This is a genomic window from Paenibacillus sp. FSL R7-0331, from assembly GCF_000758645.1.
GTDB lineage: Bacteria > Bacillota > Bacilli > Paenibacillales > Paenibacillaceae > Paenibacillus_AQ > Paenibacillus_AQ camerounensis.
The window spans coordinates 156,575-173,472 of sequence record NZ_CP009284.1; the positions used below are offsets into that span (position 1 = coordinate 156,575).

16 protein-coding genes and 1 tRNA gene are annotated in these 16,898 nt (G+C 51.1%); 15 read left to right on the forward strand and 2 right to left on the reverse strand.

All coding sequences use genetic code 11. The features are described 5' to 3' along the window. Nucleotides 1–211 precede the first annotated feature (211 nt). The 12 genes from R70331_RS00795 to R70331_RS00850 all read left to right on the forward strand — a co-directional run bounded on the left by R70331_RS00795 (nucleotide 212) and on the right by R70331_RS00850 (nucleotide 12,144). Complete coding sequence (locus R70331_RS00795) at nucleotides 212–1,621, forward strand: tetratricopeptide repeat protein (protein WP_231576383.1); 1,410 nt, start codon at nucleotides 212–214, stop codon at nucleotides 1,619–1,621. Nucleotides 1,622–1,770: 149 nt separating this feature from the next. Beyond that, a complete protein-coding gene (gene trxB, locus R70331_RS00800) occupies nucleotides 1,771–2,724 on the forward strand; it encodes a thioredoxin-disulfide reductase (protein ID WP_042172013.1) in 954 nt (317 codons plus the stop codon). Between the two features lie 263 nt (nucleotides 2,725–2,987). Then, on the forward strand, nucleotides 2,988–3,215 hold the full coding sequence (locus R70331_RS00805; RefSeq protein ID WP_042181962.1) for a DUF1858 domain-containing protein: 228 nt from the start codon (nucleotides 2,988–2,990) through the stop codon (nucleotides 3,213–3,215). Between the two features lie 30 nt (nucleotides 3,216–3,245). Next, a complete protein-coding gene (locus R70331_RS00810; protein ID WP_042172016.1) occupies nucleotides 3,246–4,511 on the forward strand; it encodes a DUF438 domain-containing protein in 1,266 nt (421 codons plus the stop codon). A gap of 290 nt (nucleotides 4,512–4,801) precedes the next feature. Beyond that, complete coding sequence (locus R70331_RS00815) at nucleotides 4,802–5,752, forward strand: ROK family glucokinase (protein ID WP_042172018.1); 951 nt, start codon at nucleotides 4,802–4,804, stop codon at nucleotides 5,750–5,752. A gap of 46 nt (nucleotides 5,753–5,798) precedes the next feature. Further along, on the forward strand, nucleotides 5,799–6,698 hold the full coding sequence (rapZ, locus tag R70331_RS00820; RefSeq protein WP_042172020.1) for an RNase adapter RapZ: 900 nt from the start codon (nucleotides 5,799–5,801) through the stop codon (nucleotides 6,696–6,698). A 56-nt stretch (nucleotides 6,699–6,754) separates the two neighbouring features. Next, nucleotides 6,755–7,690, forward strand: coding sequence for a gluconeogenesis factor YvcK family protein (locus R70331_RS00825; protein WP_197071437.1), 936 nt, complete (start codon nucleotides 6,755–6,757; stop codon nucleotides 7,688–7,690). 34 nt (nucleotides 7,691–7,724) lie between these two features. Next, nucleotides 7,725–8,654 carry a DNA-binding protein WhiA gene (gene whiA, locus R70331_RS00830; RefSeq protein ID WP_042172023.1) on the forward strand — a complete coding sequence of 310 codons (930 nt, stop codon included), beginning with the start codon at nucleotides 7,725–7,727 and terminating at the stop codon, nucleotides 8,652–8,654. A 97-nt stretch (nucleotides 8,655–8,751) separates the two neighbouring features. Then, the gene (locus tag R70331_RS00835; RefSeq protein WP_019914358.1) at nucleotides 8,752–9,021 is read left to right on the forward strand and encodes an HPr family phosphocarrier protein; all 270 of its coding nucleotides are present in this window, start codon (nucleotides 8,752–8,754) and stop codon (nucleotides 9,019–9,021) included. Between the two features lie 164 nt (nucleotides 9,022–9,185). Then, nucleotides 9,186–9,944, forward strand: coding sequence for an SIMPL domain-containing protein (locus R70331_RS00840; protein WP_042172026.1), 759 nt, complete (start codon nucleotides 9,186–9,188; stop codon nucleotides 9,942–9,944). A 282-nt stretch (nucleotides 9,945–10,226) separates the two neighbouring features. Continuing rightward, nucleotides 10,227–11,327 carry a PdaC/SigV domain-containing protein gene (locus R70331_RS00845; RefSeq protein WP_042181964.1) on the forward strand — a complete coding sequence of 367 codons (1,101 nt, stop codon included), beginning with the start codon at nucleotides 10,227–10,229 and terminating at the stop codon, nucleotides 11,325–11,327. A gap of 178 nt (nucleotides 11,328–11,505) precedes the next feature. After that, nucleotides 11,506–12,144 (forward strand): GDSL-type esterase/lipase family protein, encoded by a 639-nt coding sequence (locus R70331_RS00850; protein WP_042172027.1) that lies wholly within the window; start codon nucleotides 11,506–11,508, stop codon nucleotides 12,142–12,144. A gap of 92 nt (nucleotides 12,145–12,236) precedes the next feature. On the opposite strand, the gene clpP is transcribed toward R70331_RS00850, so the two are convergent. Together clpP and R70331_RS00860 are read right to left on the reverse strand one after the other, a co-directional pair. Next, nucleotides 12,237–12,833: an ATP-dependent Clp endopeptidase proteolytic subunit ClpP gene (clpP, locus tag R70331_RS00855; RefSeq protein WP_042172029.1), complete on the reverse strand. Its 597-nt coding sequence runs from the start codon at nucleotides 12,831–12,833 to the stop codon at nucleotides 12,237–12,239. A 192-nt stretch (nucleotides 12,834–13,025) separates the two neighbouring features. After that, a tRNA-Arg gene (locus R70331_RS00860) sits at nucleotides 13,026–13,100 on the reverse strand. Nucleotides 13,101–13,428: 328 nt separating this feature from the next. Here R70331_RS00860 and R70331_RS00865 point away from each other — a divergent pair. The 3 genes from R70331_RS00865 to R70331_RS00875 all read left to right on the forward strand — a co-directional run bounded on the left by R70331_RS00865 (nucleotide 13,429) and on the right by R70331_RS00875 (nucleotide 16,881). Next, complete coding sequence (locus tag R70331_RS00865; RefSeq protein ID WP_042172031.1) at nucleotides 13,429–14,481, forward strand: sugar-binding transcriptional regulator; 1,053 nt, start codon at nucleotides 13,429–13,431, stop codon at nucleotides 14,479–14,481. A gap of 116 nt (nucleotides 14,482–14,597) precedes the next feature. Beyond that, entirely contained in the window at nucleotides 14,598–15,608 is a 1,011-nt protein-coding gene (gene gap / locus R70331_RS00870; protein ID WP_042172033.1) for a type I glyceraldehyde-3-phosphate dehydrogenase, read from the forward strand. Between the two features lie 91 nt (nucleotides 15,609–15,699). After that, nucleotides 15,700–16,881, forward strand: a complete 1,182-nt coding sequence (locus tag R70331_RS00875) for a phosphoglycerate kinase (RefSeq protein WP_042172035.1) — start codon at nucleotides 15,700–15,702, stop codon at nucleotides 16,879–16,881. The last annotated feature ends 17 nt before the right edge of the window (nucleotides 16,882–16,898 follow it).

The following is a 16,898-nucleotide window of genomic DNA, read 5'->3' on the forward strand; positions in this document are numbered from 1 at the left end:
TATACAGTCCGCTTCATCTATTTTCCTGAGGTACCACCTTCCCTTAGCTTGAGAATCCCCCGCCCACTTGTGTTATACTGTGTGAAGCAGCTACGTCCAGAAATGGAAACGATAGAATGCTTTAGATAGGAGCCCGTAGTGCCTTAGTGGTGCTGTTCTCCTATTTTTGCGTGAGGATAAGGAAGCTTACAAAGGGAGGTGCCTTGCTTCCATGATTGAGAAAACTTCAGATGAGGCGGAGTTGAGCAATGTTATTCCGGTGACTCTGGATGCCAATTTTTTCTTTGAAAGAGCCGTTCGGTCACTGGACCGCTTTCAATATGATAAGGCATTAAAGAATTTTAGCAAAGCCGTTGAATATGAGCCGGAGAATCCGGTAAACCACTGCAACATGGCGGGTATATTATCGGAGATGGGTAATTATAAAGCATCCAACGATATTCTGACCCATGTGCTGGAAAAGATCGACCCGGCGATGACAGAATGCCACTTCTATATGGCTAACAATTATGCCAATATGGAGAGCTTCGAGGAGGCCGAGCGATCGCTGATGACGTATCTGGAGCAGGATGCGGCGGGTGATTACCTGGCTGAGTCCGAGGAGCTGATGGAGCTGCTGCAGTATGAGCTGGACCGTCCGGCTCCGCTGATCCGGATCCGCAGCCGCGAAGGGGTTGTGGAGCATGACCGGGCCCGGGCGCTGCTGGAGGAAGGCAAGTTTCCGCAGGCAGTAGATCTGCTGGAGGAGATCGTCAAGATTACTCCGGATTTCCTGGCAGCTTATAATAATCTGGCGCTGGCCTATTTCTACATGGGCCGTTTTGCAAGAGCGAAGGAATGTCTGGGTGAGGTGCTGCAGCAGGACCCGGGCAATCTGCATGCCCTCTGCAACATGGCTATCTTCCTGCAGTATGCCGGTGACCGTGAACAGCTGGATACGCTGCTTGAGAGACTTACGGCAACGGTTCCCTTCCATAAGGAGCATGTGTTCAAAATGGCTACCACCATGGGCATTCTGGGACGGCACAAGACGGCTTACGGCCATTTTCGCCGCCTGCTCAAGGACGAAGAGGTTGGTGCCGACGCGAGCCTGTATCATTATTGCGCTGCCGCCGCCAGCAACAGCGGATTATACAGCGAGGCCTTGCGCTGCTGGCGGCATGCTGCCAAGCTTGATCCTGCATCGCCTGTACCGGCCTTCTTCCTGGTCCAGCTGCAGCAGGCGCTGGAAGAGGATAGGGCGATGTCGCCGGTCAGCTATAATTATCAGCTGCCATTTCAGGAACAGCTTAAGCAGTGGAAGAACAATGCCAGCAGCTTCACCGCTGAGGTTAGGAGCAATCCGCTGCTGCGGGCCTCATTCTTCTGGGCGCTGCGCTACGGCGATTCCGGGACCAGAATGCAGGTGACTGAGGCACTCCGCTGGATTGAGGACGAGGAGATGTCCGAGGTGCTGGGCGAACTGCTGAAGCAGGAGCCTCGCCAGGAGGAGAAGCTGCAGGAAGCGGCACTGATTAGCCTGCAGCGTCTGATCGGAAGCAGCCTGAAGGAACATCCTGCCCAGGCAGAGGAACAGGAAATGGCGCAGGGGGACCTGTCTTCCTCCACTGAGAAGATATAGCCCCGGCCAGGTAATATAAGCAAGCAGGTATAAATGAAGCAGGATTCTGCATCCTTATATTGTTTACCCGAAACAGCGGCAGAGCTTCTGAAGCCCCTCCGCTGTTTCTTTCTTATAAATCATTACCTACTCGTAAGGAGGCCATAGTGATGTACAAAACGATTGTAATCGGAACAGGCCCGGCAGGGCTGACTGCCGCTATTTATCTAGCCCGCGCCAATCTCAGCCCGCTCGTAATAGAAGGCTTGCAGCCGGGCGGACAACTGACAACGACGACAGAAGTGGAGAACTTTCCGGGCTTTCCTGAAGGGATACTCGGACCTGATCTGATGGAGAATATGCGCAAGCAGGCTGAACGCTTCGGTGCACAGTTCAAGAACGGCTGGGTGGAGTCGGTTGATTTCTCGCAGCGTCCGTTCAAGGTGAAGGTAGATGGACTGGGTGAGCTTGAAGCGGAATCGGTCATTATTTCAACCGGCGCTTCCGCGCGTTATCTGGGAATTCCGGGCGAGCAGGAGAATGTGGGGCGCGGGGTAAGCACATGCGCAACCTGTGACGGATTCTTTTTCCGCGGCAAAAAGATTATTGTTGTCGGCGGCGGAGACTCCGCCATGGAGGAAGCCAGCTTCTTAACACGGTTTGCTTCCAGTGTAACGCTGGTTCACCGCCGTGAAGAGCTGCGGGCCTCAAAAATTATGCAGGACCGAGCACGTGAGAACAGTAAAGTGGCTTGGGCGCTCAACCGCACACCGCTGGCTGTGACCGTCGGGGAGACAGGAGTTAAAGGCTTGACTGTGCGCAATAACGAGACTGGCCTGGAAGAGCTGGTTGAGGCAGACGGTGTCTTCGTGGCAATCGGACATACCCCTAACACAGGGTTCCTGGGCGGCCAGATTACGACTGATGCTAACGGGTACATTGTAGTGAATCCGGGTACAACGGAGACAAACATCCCGGGTGTATTCGCCTGCGGCGATGTCCAGGATACCCGTTACCGGCAGGCGATTTCCGCAGCCGGAACAGGATGTATGGCGGCTATGGATGCTGAGAAGTACCTCGAAGGCACCATGGTGCATGACTGGAGCGAAAGCCTCGATAAGTAAGGTGAAGTACCAGAATTGAAAGGTTTCTAAGGGTTAACCGGTAATTCCGCTGCTGCGGGATGCCGGTTTTTTTGTGCCTGCACCGGCTGCTTATCCCGGATTGTAACTTTAGCAGGGGCAAGGCGGGGAGACTGTTCAATTATTTAAAAAATAAAATAGATAGCAGCTGTAACTTAGTGATTGCAATCACAATATACGCTAATTTCCTATGCTAAGCTGATGTTGAGAAGAGTTCTCAATAAGTGATTAAAGGAATGGTGTTCATGAGCAAGGCGCTGAGAATGGATGAGTCCATATTCGAGCTGGTGAGCCGGCATCCCGAGGTAACCGGTATTATGGTGGAGCTGGGGTTTCAGGATATTGCAAAGCCGGGGATGCTGCAGACCGCAGGCCGGTTCATGACCCTGTCCAAAGGCATTAAATTAAAGAAAATGGATCCGGAAGCCGTGCGCCAGACCTTTATCCGCCATGGCTTCGAGATTGTTGAATAGAAGCATTATCTATATAAAGGAGAGATTACAATGAGCGAATTAATTAACAACCGTGAAGCAGACGTACCGGAACAGACCCGCCGCCAGGCCATGCTTAAAGAGATAATCAAGGAGCTGCATGCGGGTAAAAGTGTGGATGAAGTAAAAGCGAGGTTCGCAGAAGCGGTAGGCGATGTGACGGTTGCAGAGATTTCGGCGATGGAGCACTCCCTGATGACCGAGGAGGGCATTCCTGTATCAGAGGTTCAGCGCCTGTGTTCAGTGCATACAGCCATTTTCAAAGGCTCAATCGAGCAGATTCACCGTTCCTCAAAGCCGGAGGAGCAGCCGGGCCATCCTGTGCATACATTTAAGCTGGAGAACCGTGAAATTGAGAAGCTGGTTAACTTCCGCCTGGAGCTGCACGCGGGTAAATTTCAGAAAAATGACAGCGAGGAGATTATCTTCAAGCTGCTGGAGGATCTGAGCCTGCTGCTTGATCTTGACAAGCACTACAGCCGCAAAGAAAATCTGCTGTTCCCTTACCTGGAGAAATACGGAATCTACGGCCCGACCAAGGTAATGTGGGGTGTCGATGACGGCATCCGCGCAATGATTAAGGGAGCCAAGGCGGCACTGAGCTCTTACAGCGGCAACAAGGAAGAGATTGGCGAGCAGCTGGCGAACATCATCCAGGAAGTTAATGAGATGATCTTTAAGGAAGAAAATATTCTGCTGCCGATGGCGCTCGACAAGCTTACTGAGGATGAATGGGTCAAAATCGCCCGCGAAAGTGACGAGATCGGCTTCTGCCTGGCTGCTCCGGAGCAGGAGTGGATTCCTGAACGCGCAGCTGAACCGGAAGGAGCTTCAGTCTCAGCCGAGGAACAGCAGGCCGGCGAGAGCCCGCAGGGCTTTATCCGCTTTGAGACAGGTCTATTGTCGCTGCATCAGCTGGAAACTCTGATGAACCATCTGCCGGTGGATCTTACCTTCATTGACGAGAATGACGTTGTTCGTTATTTCTCCCATGGCAAGGAGCGGATCTTTGCCCGGACCAAGGCAGTCATCGGCCGTACCGTTCAGAACTGCCATCCGCCGCAAAGCGTGCATGTAGTCGAGAAGCTGCTGGAGGACTTCAAGGCAGGACGCAAGGATGCCGAGGATTTCTGGATCAATATCAAGGATAAGTTCATTTACATCCGTTACTTTGCAGTCCGTGATGAAGCAGGCCGTTACATGGGAACGCTGGAATTCACCCAGAATATTGCCCCGATCCGTGCGCTGGAAGGCCAGAAACGGATTTTGTCGGAATAGAGTTGACTTCAATAGGGTGCGGGCGCTGAGCCCGTACCTTTTTGTGTAGAACCTGATAAAAAGCAGCATTAGTGTACAAGTTATCGAATAAAATGATAACGCATACACCGTTAACGGGTGTGAAAAACGGATTCGCAAGCCCCTGAAGGAAGAGGCCGGTTTTTTCCCGGTTAATTCCGGGCTGGTACAGGAACCCGGGTGTGCCGCCTTTCCTTGACCGCAGGAGAGGCTTCTATTATAGTGGGTACGTAGGATTAACTATTTTAGCATAGAAAAAGGTGGCTTGTTACATGTCTGAACATATCTACGTTGGTGTGGATTTAGGTGGTACCACGATTAAAGTTGGAATCTGCAATGCCGAAGGGACCCTGCTTCACACATTTGAAGGGCCTACGGGGACTGCGGACGGCGTCGATACCGTCATCGACAACATCGAGAAATACGTTCGCCAGATTGTGGAGGAGTCTCCGTATTCCTGGGAACAGCTTGCCGGTGTAGGAGCAGGCCTGGCCGGATTTACAAACATTCGTGAAGGAATCATCATTCTTGCGCCTAACATAGGGTTCAGAGATGTGCCGATCCGTTCCATTCTGGAAGGACGCCTTAACAAGCCTGTCAAAATAGACAATGACGCTAATGTGGCTGCACTGGGTGAAGCCTGGAGCGGCGCAGGCCGCGGCATTGAAAACTGTGTCTGCTATACGCTGGGAACCGGCGTGGGCGGCGGCATTATCATTAACGGCAAGGTATATCAGGGCTTCGCCGGTCTGGCCGGAGAGCTAGGACATATCTCGGTTGTGCCTGATCTGGAAGCGATCCAGTGCGGCTGCGGCAATATGGGCTGCCTGGAGACTGTATCCTCCGCTACGGGCATTATCCGTATGGCTAACGACGCTGTATCACGCGGAGACCGTACTTCGCTCTCCACTGTGGAGAAGATTGCGGCGAAGGAAGTTTTTGATGCTGCAAAAGCCGGGGACGAGGTAGCACTGCGTATCGTTAACCGCGCGGCATTCTACTTAGGCAAATCGATGGCTGCAGTCGCTGCCGTCCTGAATCCGGAAGTATTCATTGTCGGCGGAGGCGTCTCCAAAGCGGGCGATATCCTCTTTGATGAAGTCCGCCGTGTATTCGCCAAGCTGGCTCCGGAGCCGCTGCAGAAAGGCGTTACGATTGTGCCTGCAGAGCTTGGCAACGATGCTGGTATTATCGGGGCAGCGGGCCTTCTGCTGCGTTCTTAAAAGACTGGAATTATTCATATACTATTCATAGGGAGGGAACGCTCTCATGACCGAATTGGAGCACTCCGAAACGGGCGGCGCCACCCTGATTATTATTACAGGCATGTCAGGCGCAGGAAAAACGATTGCTGTACAAAGCCTGGAGGACCTTGGATTCTTCTGTGTCGATAATCTGCCGCCGGTGCTGATCCCGAAGTTCGCCGAGCTGATTGAGCAGTCCAAGGGAAAGATCGCCAAAGTAGCGCTCGTAATTGACCTGCGGGGGCGGGAGTTTTTTACAGCTTTGTCTGAATCGCTGACTTATATCAAAAACGAGTCAACGATCGGCTGTGAGATTCTGTTCCTTGACGCCACAGACTCTGTGCTGGTACAGCGCTACAAGGAGAGCCGCCGCCATCATCCGCTGGCTCCCAAAGGGATGCCGCTGGACGGCATCCGGCTGGAGCGCCAGATGCTGGAGGAGCTGAAGAACTCAGCTACCCTGTGTCTGGATACGAGCAGTATGAAGCCGGTTCAGCTGAAGGAGAAGATTGTTTCAAGATTTTCACACCTTGGAAAGAGTACACTCTCCGTTAATATTACTTCGTTTGGATTCAAGTATGGTATTCCGATTGACGCAGACCTCGTGTTTGATGTCCGCTTTCTGCCTAATCCGCATTATGTGGATCAACTGCGGCCTAAGACCGGCCAAGACAGCGATGTATATGACTATGTAATGAAATGGCCCGAAACGCAGGTGTTTCTGACTAAGCTGCTGGATATGCTCCATTTCCTGATTCCCCAGTACCGCAAAGAAGGTAAATCCCAGATTATCATCGGCATCGGCTGTACCGGCGGCAAACACCGCTCCGTAGCGATATCAGAGTATCTGGGCAAAATGCTGGGAGTCAGCGAGACGGAGACGGTAGCGGTCAGCCATCGGGATTCTGAGCGTGACCGGCATTAACGAGAGAAGGGATCAAAGTGTCCGAAGAACAAGAGAAGCGTCCGCGTATCGTCGTTATGGGCGGCGGTACAGGGCTTTCTGTTATGCTTCGCGGTTTGAAGGAAAAACCGCTTGATATTACAGCAATCGTAACAGTAGCAGATGACGGGGGCAGCTCCGGCATTTTGCGCAGTGAGCTGCAGATGCCGCCTCCCGGTGATATCCGAAACGTGCTGACGTCTATGGCTGATGTTGAGCCGCTGATGGCGCAGATTATGAAATACCGCTTCAGCACGGGAGAGGGACTGGCGGGACACAGTCTCGGCAACCTGATCCTTGCGGCGCTCACCGACATCTCTGGTGACTTTGTCACTGCTGTACGCGAGCTGAGCCGGCTGTTCGCCGTCCGCGGGCGGGTATTGCCTGCTGCCGGAGAAGCGGTTGTGCTGCATGCCGAGATGGCTGACGGCACTCTTGTGACAGGCGAGTCTAAGATTCCCGAGGCCGGCGGCCGGATCAAACGGGTGTTTTTGGAGCCTTCTGATGTGGAACCGCTGCCTGAGGCACTGGATGCGATCCGCAGTGCCGATGCCATACTGTGCGGACCGGGCAGCCTGTACACCAGTATCCTGCCCAATCTGCTGGTGCCTAAGCTGGCAGAAGCTGTTGTAGAGTCGGATGCGATCAAAATTTTTGTCTGCAATGTCATGACCCAGCCGGGCGAGACGGATAACTATACCGTCAGCGATCATCTTCAAGCCGTGTACGATCATATCGGCCAGCATTTGTTCGATTATGTTATAGTCAATGACGGAGAGATTCCGGAGCAGGTTCAGGTCAAATATGCCGAGAAGGGCGCACGTCCCGTGCTGCTTGACCGGGATGTGCTTGACGGCAACGGGTATAAGGTCATTGCTGATAAGCTGGTGCTGTTCAAGACTTATCTGAGGCATGATACAGATAAGCTAAGCCATCATATTTACCAGCTGGTTAAGGATTGGATTTCCAGATAATCAAGCTTCAATGAACATGAAAGAGGTGAGCCCCTTGTCTTTTGCGGCCCTTACGAAGAAAGAGCTGACGATGGTGGAGAGCCCGCCCTGCTGTGAGAAGGCGGAGATGTCAGCGCTGATCCGGATGAACGGTTCTGTGCAGCTTTCGAGCAAAAAGGTGGTCTTAGACATCTCGACGGAGAACGCCGCGATTGCAAGGCGGGTATATTCTTTGCTTAAGAAATATTACCAGGTCCATATCGAGCTGCTCGTGCGTAAAAAAATGCGTTTGAAGAAGAATAACGTCTATATTGTCCGCATCCCCAACCGGGTGCAGGAGATCCTGAAGGATCTGCATATTGTATCCGAGGGCTTCATCTTTAATGACGGAATAGACGAGGAGATCGTCGGGAAAAATTGCTGCAAACGGGCCTATCTCCGGGGGGCTTTTATGGCCGGAGGGTCGGTAAACAATCCAGAAGGCTCGTCCTACCATTTGGAAATCGCTTCCATGTATGAGGAGCACTGCAAAGCGCTGGTGGAGCTGGCTGGTGAATTTCACCTGAACGCCCGCTGCATAGAGCGCAAAAAAGGCTTCATCCTATACATTAAGGAAGGCGAGAAAATTATCGAGTTCCTGAGTCTGATCGGGGCGCACCAGGCACTGTTCAAATTTGAGGATGTGCGGATCATGCGCGACATGCGCAACTCCGTGAACCGCATCGTCAACTGCGAAACGGCTAACCTGAACAAAACGATCGGCGCAGCGGTACGGCAGATTGAGAATATTAAGCTGCTGCAGCGCGAGGTAGGGCTGGAAAGTCTTCCGGATAAGCTGCGCGAGGTCGCAGAAATCAGACTGGCGCATCCGGATATCAACCTGAAGGAAGTCGGAGAGATGCTGAAGGGGAGCGTCAGTAAATCAGGAGTAAACCACCGTTTGCGCAAAATTGATGAGCTGGCGGAGAAGGTCCGCGGCGGCTAATTATTTTTTTTCTAGTGTGGATGCGGTTATAATGATATAATATTATAAAATTAATGTGAAATTTTTGGGCAGATCTCAAATAGGGGGTAAGCGTTTCATGACAAAGCACCCGGTAGTTGTTCGGTTGAAGACAGGGCTCCACGCTCGGCCGGCAGCATTGTTCGTGCAAGAAGCCAACAAGTTTTCGTCGGAGATTTTCGTGGAAAAAGACGATAAAAAAGTTAACGCCAAAAGCATCATGGGCATTATGAGCCTGGCGATTAGTTCCGGCACGGAGATTTATATCAGCGCGGACGGCGCGGATGCGGATCAGGCTGTAACCGCTTTGACAAGTCTTGTAAGCAAGGAAGAGCTGGAGAACCAGTAACAGTGTCCATGCCTAACCTTAATGCATGATAAAAAGCCCTTCGGGGCTTTTTTTAATTTGCTAAAAATTTTCTTTTAATTGCGGACTGTCAGATGCAACTTTTGCCAATGAGGCCCGTCTAGAGGGTACCAAACAAATAAAGGATCTGAAAGGGGAAGTTAAGCATGAAGAAATGGGGCAAATCAGTTGGGGCGGTATTGCTGGCAGGAAGTTTAATTGTTGGAGGAATGGGGCTGAGCAGTGTGTTTAAGGGTCCTGAGAAGGCTTACGCGGCTGAAGAAATCACCCGTAATATTGTCAGCGTATCAGGTAAAGGCGAGCTGTCGATCAAGCCGGACATCGTCTATCTGTCGATCGGTGCCAATTCATCCGCTGAAACAGCGCAGGATGCGCAGAAGGCCAATGCGGCTAAGATTGCTAAGGTAACCGCACAGCTCAAAACAACATGGGGAATTGCTGACAAGGACATTCAGACCACCCAGTTCAACGTTCAGCCTAACTACACGTACAGCGAGAAGGATGGACAACAGGTTAAAGGTTACATCGCACAGCACACGCTGCAGGTAGCTTACCGTGATCTGACCAAGGTCGGCGCACTGCTGGATGCGGCTTCAGCTGCTGGCGCAAATAACATCGGCAACGCACAGTTTGCGATTGAAGATCCTTCCGCTTTTGAAGCACAGGTTATCGAGAAGGCTATGGCTAATGCTGATGTAAAAGCTGCAGCTATTGCCAAAGCGGCAAAACGCAGCCTGGGACAGGTCGTTACTGTAACCCAGAATGAAGACGGCAACAACCCTGTATACTACATGGAAAATGCGGCGATGAGCAAGGCTTCTGCAGACACTGCCGGAGGCACTTCGGTTGAGCCGGGCCAGGTTAAGGTTACTACCCAGCTTAGCGTAGTGTATGAATTGAAATAGGAAACGGAATAAAGAGACCCTGCTTCTGCCTTCAACGGCGTGGCGGGGTCTTTTTATAGCTAATCAGCTGCTGAAGGATAGAAATTCTCTCATTTTGTTTAAGGAATTGTAATAAGAACCTTTAAATTTGCTGTAAAAGCTTAAAAAACTGTAAGGGAAATTGTAACAACCGCGGCGGCGGGGCTCCTTATAATAAGGAGAGTGAGCCGGGTACAGCGGGCTTTCCAGGTCTTGGATTTAAACATCAAGTCAATCATCGTACCAGCGGAAGGGGAAATGGTTATGAACATTATATTTAAGGAACAGATCCGTAAATGGGGAACAGGAATGATGGCGGCAGGCTTGCTGCTCGGAGGCGGATTGCTGCCTGCAGAAGCTGCTCATGCTGCACCGGCTGCAGCACAGGCTAAGGCTCTCCAGTCTTCAGTTGTGCTGAAATGGAACGGAGTCATTACGCCGCAGACCGGTATCTACAGCGGAGGTAAAGTATGGGTGCCTGTCAGCTTTCTGCGGGATAGCCTGAAAATGCCGGTTACCTATGATCAGACTGAAAAAACCTACTCTATCGGCAAAGGTAACACATTAACTAAGCTGATGGTTTCCGATTACAGCATCGCTATTTCCGTCAATAATTATTTTCTCGGAGATTATGAAGCGAAAAATATAAATAACCGGTTATACATCCCGTTTGATCTGATGACCGATTATCTCGGCTATCAGGGGGACTGGAGCGCGTCTGCCGGCCGCCTGAACATAATGAAGCAGAAGCAGAATGCCATTTCGATTAATACCGAGAGCTTCATCAAAGAGTCCGAGGATGCTCCGATCAGGCTGGATTACCCGCAGGTGAGCGGGCTGGCTAATGCAGATGCGCAGAAAAAGATTAACGATATGATCAAGCAGCAGGTTCTTAGCTATGCGGCGGACGCCGAAAAGCAGATTGCCAACAAATCAGAGGATGACCGGCCGTATGAATTCCAGGGCGGCTATGTTGTTACGTATAACAAGGACGGTGTGCTCAGCCTCGTTACAGAGCAGTACGGCTATACCGGCGGAGCTCATGGAATGACCTACCGCAATGCGTTTACCTTCTCGCTGAAGGATGGCAAGCGTCTGCTGATCGGTGACCTGCTGAAGGCCAACCCGAATTACAAAAAAGAGCTGAATGCCAAGCTGGCCAAACAGATCAAAGCAGAAGGCGGCTACCTCGGCGGCTTCACCGGGCTGAATACGGAGAAATACTTCTATTTGAAGGATGGCAAGCTTGTTGTGTTCTTCCAGCTGTATGAGTATACCGCATATGCTTCCGGCTTCCCGCAGTTTACCTTTACGTTCAAGGAGCTGCTGCCTGATGGAAGCAGCCCGTTCGCTACGCTGAAGTAAGGCAGAGACCGCATGTAAATGAAGCCGAAAGAGCCCTGGTGCTCCCGTAAGGGAACCGGGGCTCTTTGCCCTTATTTGACTCCTGCTGCGCATATTAGGACGTCCTGCCGTTACGGGGCGTCTCTCCTGTTCATAAGCTGTAGAAAGGTAACGCTCAGCAGGAGGGAGGAAGAACAGGATGAGCTATCAGTACACGGCAATCGGGGATTCGCTGACGACAGGCTTCGGTGCGCTGCCGGGGAACGGCTTTGTGCCGGTATACCGCAGAATGGCCGAGGCCCGGCTGCGGACTTCCGTCCGCCTGACGAATCTCGGCGTAAACGGCCTGACCACGGACGGGCTGGAGCAGCGGCTGAAGGGTGACTATACCTTTCGCCTGGCTGTACAGGAAGCAGATCTGATAACGATATCAATTGGCGGAAATGATCTGATTAAGGCAGCCAAGGCGGCCGGAACCCGCCCCGGTAATCTGTCTCCTCTGCTGCAGAAGGCGCTTCGCGGCTGCAAACGCAATATCAGCGATATTATGGGTACGCTGGGACAGCTCAAGGCAGGCATGAATAAGCCCTATATTATAAGGATTGTCGGATTGTATAATCCGTATCCGCAAATAGATGAGGCAACGGACTGGGTGCGGCAGTTTAACCGGTATACTTCCGGCTACAGCAGCCGGGTCTGCGGGTTTGCATCTATCTATAATGAATTTGCCGGCAATGAGCGCGGCTTATTATTTCTTGATCATATTCATCCTAACAGCAGAGGCTACCGGGTTATAGCCGGCAAGCTGGACGGTCTGGGGTATGGACGGCTGGGTTAAGGGCTAAACAGGTTTAGAAGTGAATATATCCGACTAAAAAAAGGCTGCCGGGACCCTCAAGGGTCCCGGCAGCCTTCTGTGCTGTTATGCAGTTACACGCCAGCTGGCAATGTCTTCTCGATAACTTTATCAACGATACCGTATTCAGCCGCATCAGCAGCACTCATGAAGTAATCGCGGTCTGTATCCTTCTCGATCTTCTCCAGCGGCTGGCCGGTACGCTCGGAAAGGATACGGTTCAGCTTGTCGCGCAGCTTCAGGATGCGGCGGGCGCGGATTTCGATGTCCGTTGCCTGCCCCTGAGCCCCGCCCAGCGGCTGGTGAATCATAATTTCGCTGTTCGGCAGCGCGAAGCGCTTGCCCTTCGCACCGGCGTTCAGCAGGAACGCTCCCATGGAAGCAGCCATACCCACACAGATCGTGGATACATCCGGTTTGATGTATTGCATTGTATCAAAGATAGCCATACCGGCTGTGATCGAACCGCCCGGGCTGTTGATGTACAGGTGAATGTCTTTGTCCGGGTCTTCGGCAGCCAGGAACAGCATTTGTGCGATGATGGAATTGGCTACCACGTCATTAACATCCGTTCCAAGGAAAATGATGCGGTCCTTCAGCAGGCGGGAATAGATGTCATAAGCGCGTTCGCCGCGGTTGCTCTGTTCTACTACCATAGGAATATAACTCACGTGTAAAACCTCCTTGAATGTGTTCTTCGAATGTGTTCATTTTTACTGTTACCGTATTAACCACATGATAAACAAAATCAAACAAAAAGTCAAAGAAAGTCAAACTTAGTTTTTAAAAAAAGAGCCGACAAGCGGCTCTTTGGTTAATTAACAGTAGGACTACTGCTAAATTATGTACAAATATGAAATTAATGGCGCGCCCGCCAAGAATCGAACTTGGATCTCAGGCTTCGGAGGCCTACGTCATATCCATTGGACCACGGGCGCAACAGAATTTATTATAATACATCAAACCAATAAATGCAATCATCTAAGAAGCTGTCCTTAAAAATAACTTTATATGCTGAAAAGGAAGACCCGGTTTGTCAAGGGAGAGGAGAAACCGGCTGTTTTGGGTGTCCCGGCTGAGTTGTCTATCTCTTCCACCCTTTGTCAGATGTATAAGATGAAAAGCGGTTGAGAATTATACTCTCGGATGACTTGCACTCCGCGTAATATTTGGTTAGAATATGAGTGGGACTTAAAAAGTTAACCCGGGACATTTTGAGACCACGAACAAGGGAATAGAGAAAGACGAAGTTGCAGGAGTGAAAGCATGCGCAATTTATTGGAAATCCAAAAGCAGCTTCTGCCTGATCTCATGGAAACCCTTAAGAGACGTTACACGATTCTACATCAGATTATGCTGTCCGATATTATCGGACGCAGAACACTGGCCGCGTCGCTGGATATGACCGAGCGGGTACTGCGCGCCGAGACGGATCTTCTGAAATCGCAAGGGCTCATTGAGATCGAGAGTGTCGGCATGCGCGTCAGCGATGCCGGTCGCAGAACGCTTGACCTGCTGGAGCCGATCGCCAAGAGCTTGTTCGGCCTGGACGATCTGGAAGAGAAGATCCGCTCAACGTATGATCTTAGTAAAGTTATTATTGTGCCAGGTGATTGCGAGTCATCGCCGTTCACAAAGCGTGAGCTCGGGCGTGCAGGAGCCAAGGCTTTTCTCGGTGTACTGCGCGGCGACGATACCATTGCCGTAACTGGCGGCTCTACCTTAGCTGAGATGGCCGATCAGCTGACTCTGGCTTTATCCGCTTCCTATAAGAATGCATGGGTTGTCCCTGCACGCGGAGGACTCGGAGAGAGTATGGAGATTCAGGCCAATACGATTGCATCCACCATGGCTAAGCGAATCGGTGCTAATTACCGTCTGCTGCATGTTCCTGATCTGCTCAGCGAGGAAGCTTACCAGTCGCTGGGGCATGACCTCAACATCGGGGAGATTGTACAAATCATCCGAAGATCGCGTATTATTGTTCATGGGATCGGTGATGCCCTTGAAATGACCCGCCGCCGCAAGTTGGATGAGGCTACGGTCTCGGAGATTCAGGCTGAAGGCGCGGTTGCCGAATCATTCGGTTACTATTTTAACGAAGCTGGCGAGGTTGTCCATACTATGCGTACGATCGGACTCCGGTTAGAGGATATTATCCGTACGGAGGTTGTTATCGGTATCGCAGGAGGCAAACGCAAAGCCAAAGCTATTCACGCAATGCTGCGCTTCGGGCAAGAGGATATTCTGGTTATTGATGAGGCGGCGGCTGTCGAAATCGGCAAAGAAATCGACATACAGTTGCAGCAAATGCTATAGATTCCAGGATATGGGGAGCGCCCGCAGTTATTTTGCATTATACTTAACATTGTTGTCTTGACGAGCTTCACGGCTTGTCTTGAATAAATAAAACGAAATCTAGGAGGAACTATTCAATGAGTGTAAAAGTTGGTATTAACGGTTTTGGACGTATTGGACGCCTTGCATTCCGCCGTATTCAAAATGTAGAAGGTATCGAAGTGGTAGCAATCAACGACTTGACTGATGCTAAGATGCTTGCTCATTTGCTTAAATATGATACAACTCAAGGTAAATTCCAGGGAGACGTTGAAGTTCATGACGGATTCTTCAAAGTAAACGGTAAAGAAGTTAAGGTTCTTGCGAACCGTAACCCAGAAGAACTGCCTTGGGGCGACCTCGGCGTAGATATCGTTCTGGAGTGCACAGGCTTCTTCACAACTAAAGAAGCTGCTGAAAAGCACCTTAAAGGCGGAGCTAAAAAAGTAGTTATCTCTGCTCCAGCTACTGGCGACATGAAAACTGTTGTTTACAACGTTAACCATGACATCCTTGATGGTTCCGAAACAGTAATCTCCGGCGCATCTTGCACAACTAACTGCCTGGCTCCAATGGCAAAAGTTCTGAACGACAAGTTCGGAATCGTTGAAGGCCTGATGACTACTATTCACGCTTACACTGGCGACCAGAACACGCTGGATGCTCCTCACTCCAAGGGTGACTTCAGACGCGCTCGTGCAGCTGCTGAGAACATCATCCCTAACACTACCGGTGCTGCAAAAGCAATCGGTCTGGTAATTCCAGAACTGAAAGGCAAACTTGACGGAGCAGCACAACGCGTGCCTGTTGCTACAGGTTCCCTGACTGAGCTGGTTACTGTTCTTGATAAATCCGTTACTGTTGAAGAAATCAACGCAGCAATGAAGGAAGCTTCCGACCCAGAAACTTACGGATACACTGAAGATGAAATCGTATCTTCCGACATCAAGGGTATGACTTTCGGTTCCCTGTACGATGCAACACAAACTAAAGTCCTGACTGTTGGCGACAAACAACTGGTTAAAACCGTTGCTTGGTATGACAACGAAATGTCCTACACTGCACAGCTGGTTCGCACTTTGGAGCACTTCGCAAAACTGGCTAAGTAAGACCGGCTTAACATAAGCAGCATCTATAGAGCGGAAACAGAGGTTCCTTGTTTCCGCTCTTTCTAAATTTGGGTGTGGAGGAAGACTAATCATGAACAAAAAAAGCGTCCGTGATGTAGAAGTAGCAGGCAAACGCGTATTCGTGCGCGTCGATTTCAACGTTCCGGTGGAAGACGGTAAAATCACTGATGATACCCGTATCCGCGAAACACTTCCAACGATTAAATACCTGATCGAAAACGGTGCAAAGGTCATTCTGGCCAGCCACATGGGCCGTCCGAAGGGTCAATTCGTTGATTCTATGCGCCTTACCGGTGCAGCTGAACGTCTGTCCGAGCTGCTCGGCAAGCCTGTAGCCAAAGCTGATGAAGCTGTCGGCGAAGCTGTTAAAGCGCAAATCGCTGAACTGAATAACGGCGACGTGCTTGTGCTTGAGAATGTCCGTTTCTATCCGGGCGAAGAAAAGAACGATCCTGAGCTGGCAAAGCAGTTCGCTGAACTGGCTGACCTGTTCGTGAATGACGCGTTCGGTGCGGCTCACCGTGCACATGCTTCTACTGAAGGTATCGCTCACTTCCTGCCGGCTGTATCCGGTCTTCTGATGGAGAAAGAATTGTCCGTACTGGGCAAAGCTCTTTCGAACCCGGAGCGTCCTTTCACTGCCATCATCGGCGGTTCCAAGGTTAAGGACAAAATCGACGTTATCGACAATCTCCTGAATCTGGCTGACAATGTTCTGATCGGCGGCGGCCTTTCCTATACATTCACCAAAGCTCAAGGCTTCGAAATCGGCAAATCGCTGGTAGATAACGATAAAATCGATGCGGCTCTCGGATTCATCGAAAAAGCCAAAGCACTGGGCAAAAACTTCGTGCTTCCGGTTGACGTTGTGGTGGCTGACAAGTTCGGCGCAGATGCCAACACCAAAATTGTAGATGTAACGGAAATTCCTGCTGACTGGGAAGGTCTGGACATCGGCCCTAAAACCCGTGAGATTTACGCCAACATTATCAAAGATTCCAAGCTGGTTGTGTGGAACGGACCTATGGGCGTATTCGAAATCGATATCTTTGCTGAAGGAACCAAGGCTGTGGCGCAGGCTTGCGCAACAACTGAAGGCTACACTGTTATCGGCGGCGGCGATTCCGCAGCTGCAGCAGAAAAATTCCACCTGGCTGACCAGATGGATCACATCTCCACTGGCGGCGGCGCATCCCTGGAGTTCATGGAAGGTAAGGCCCTTCCTGGCGTAGAAGCACTGAACGACAAGTAAGAGGCAAAGAAGGAGGC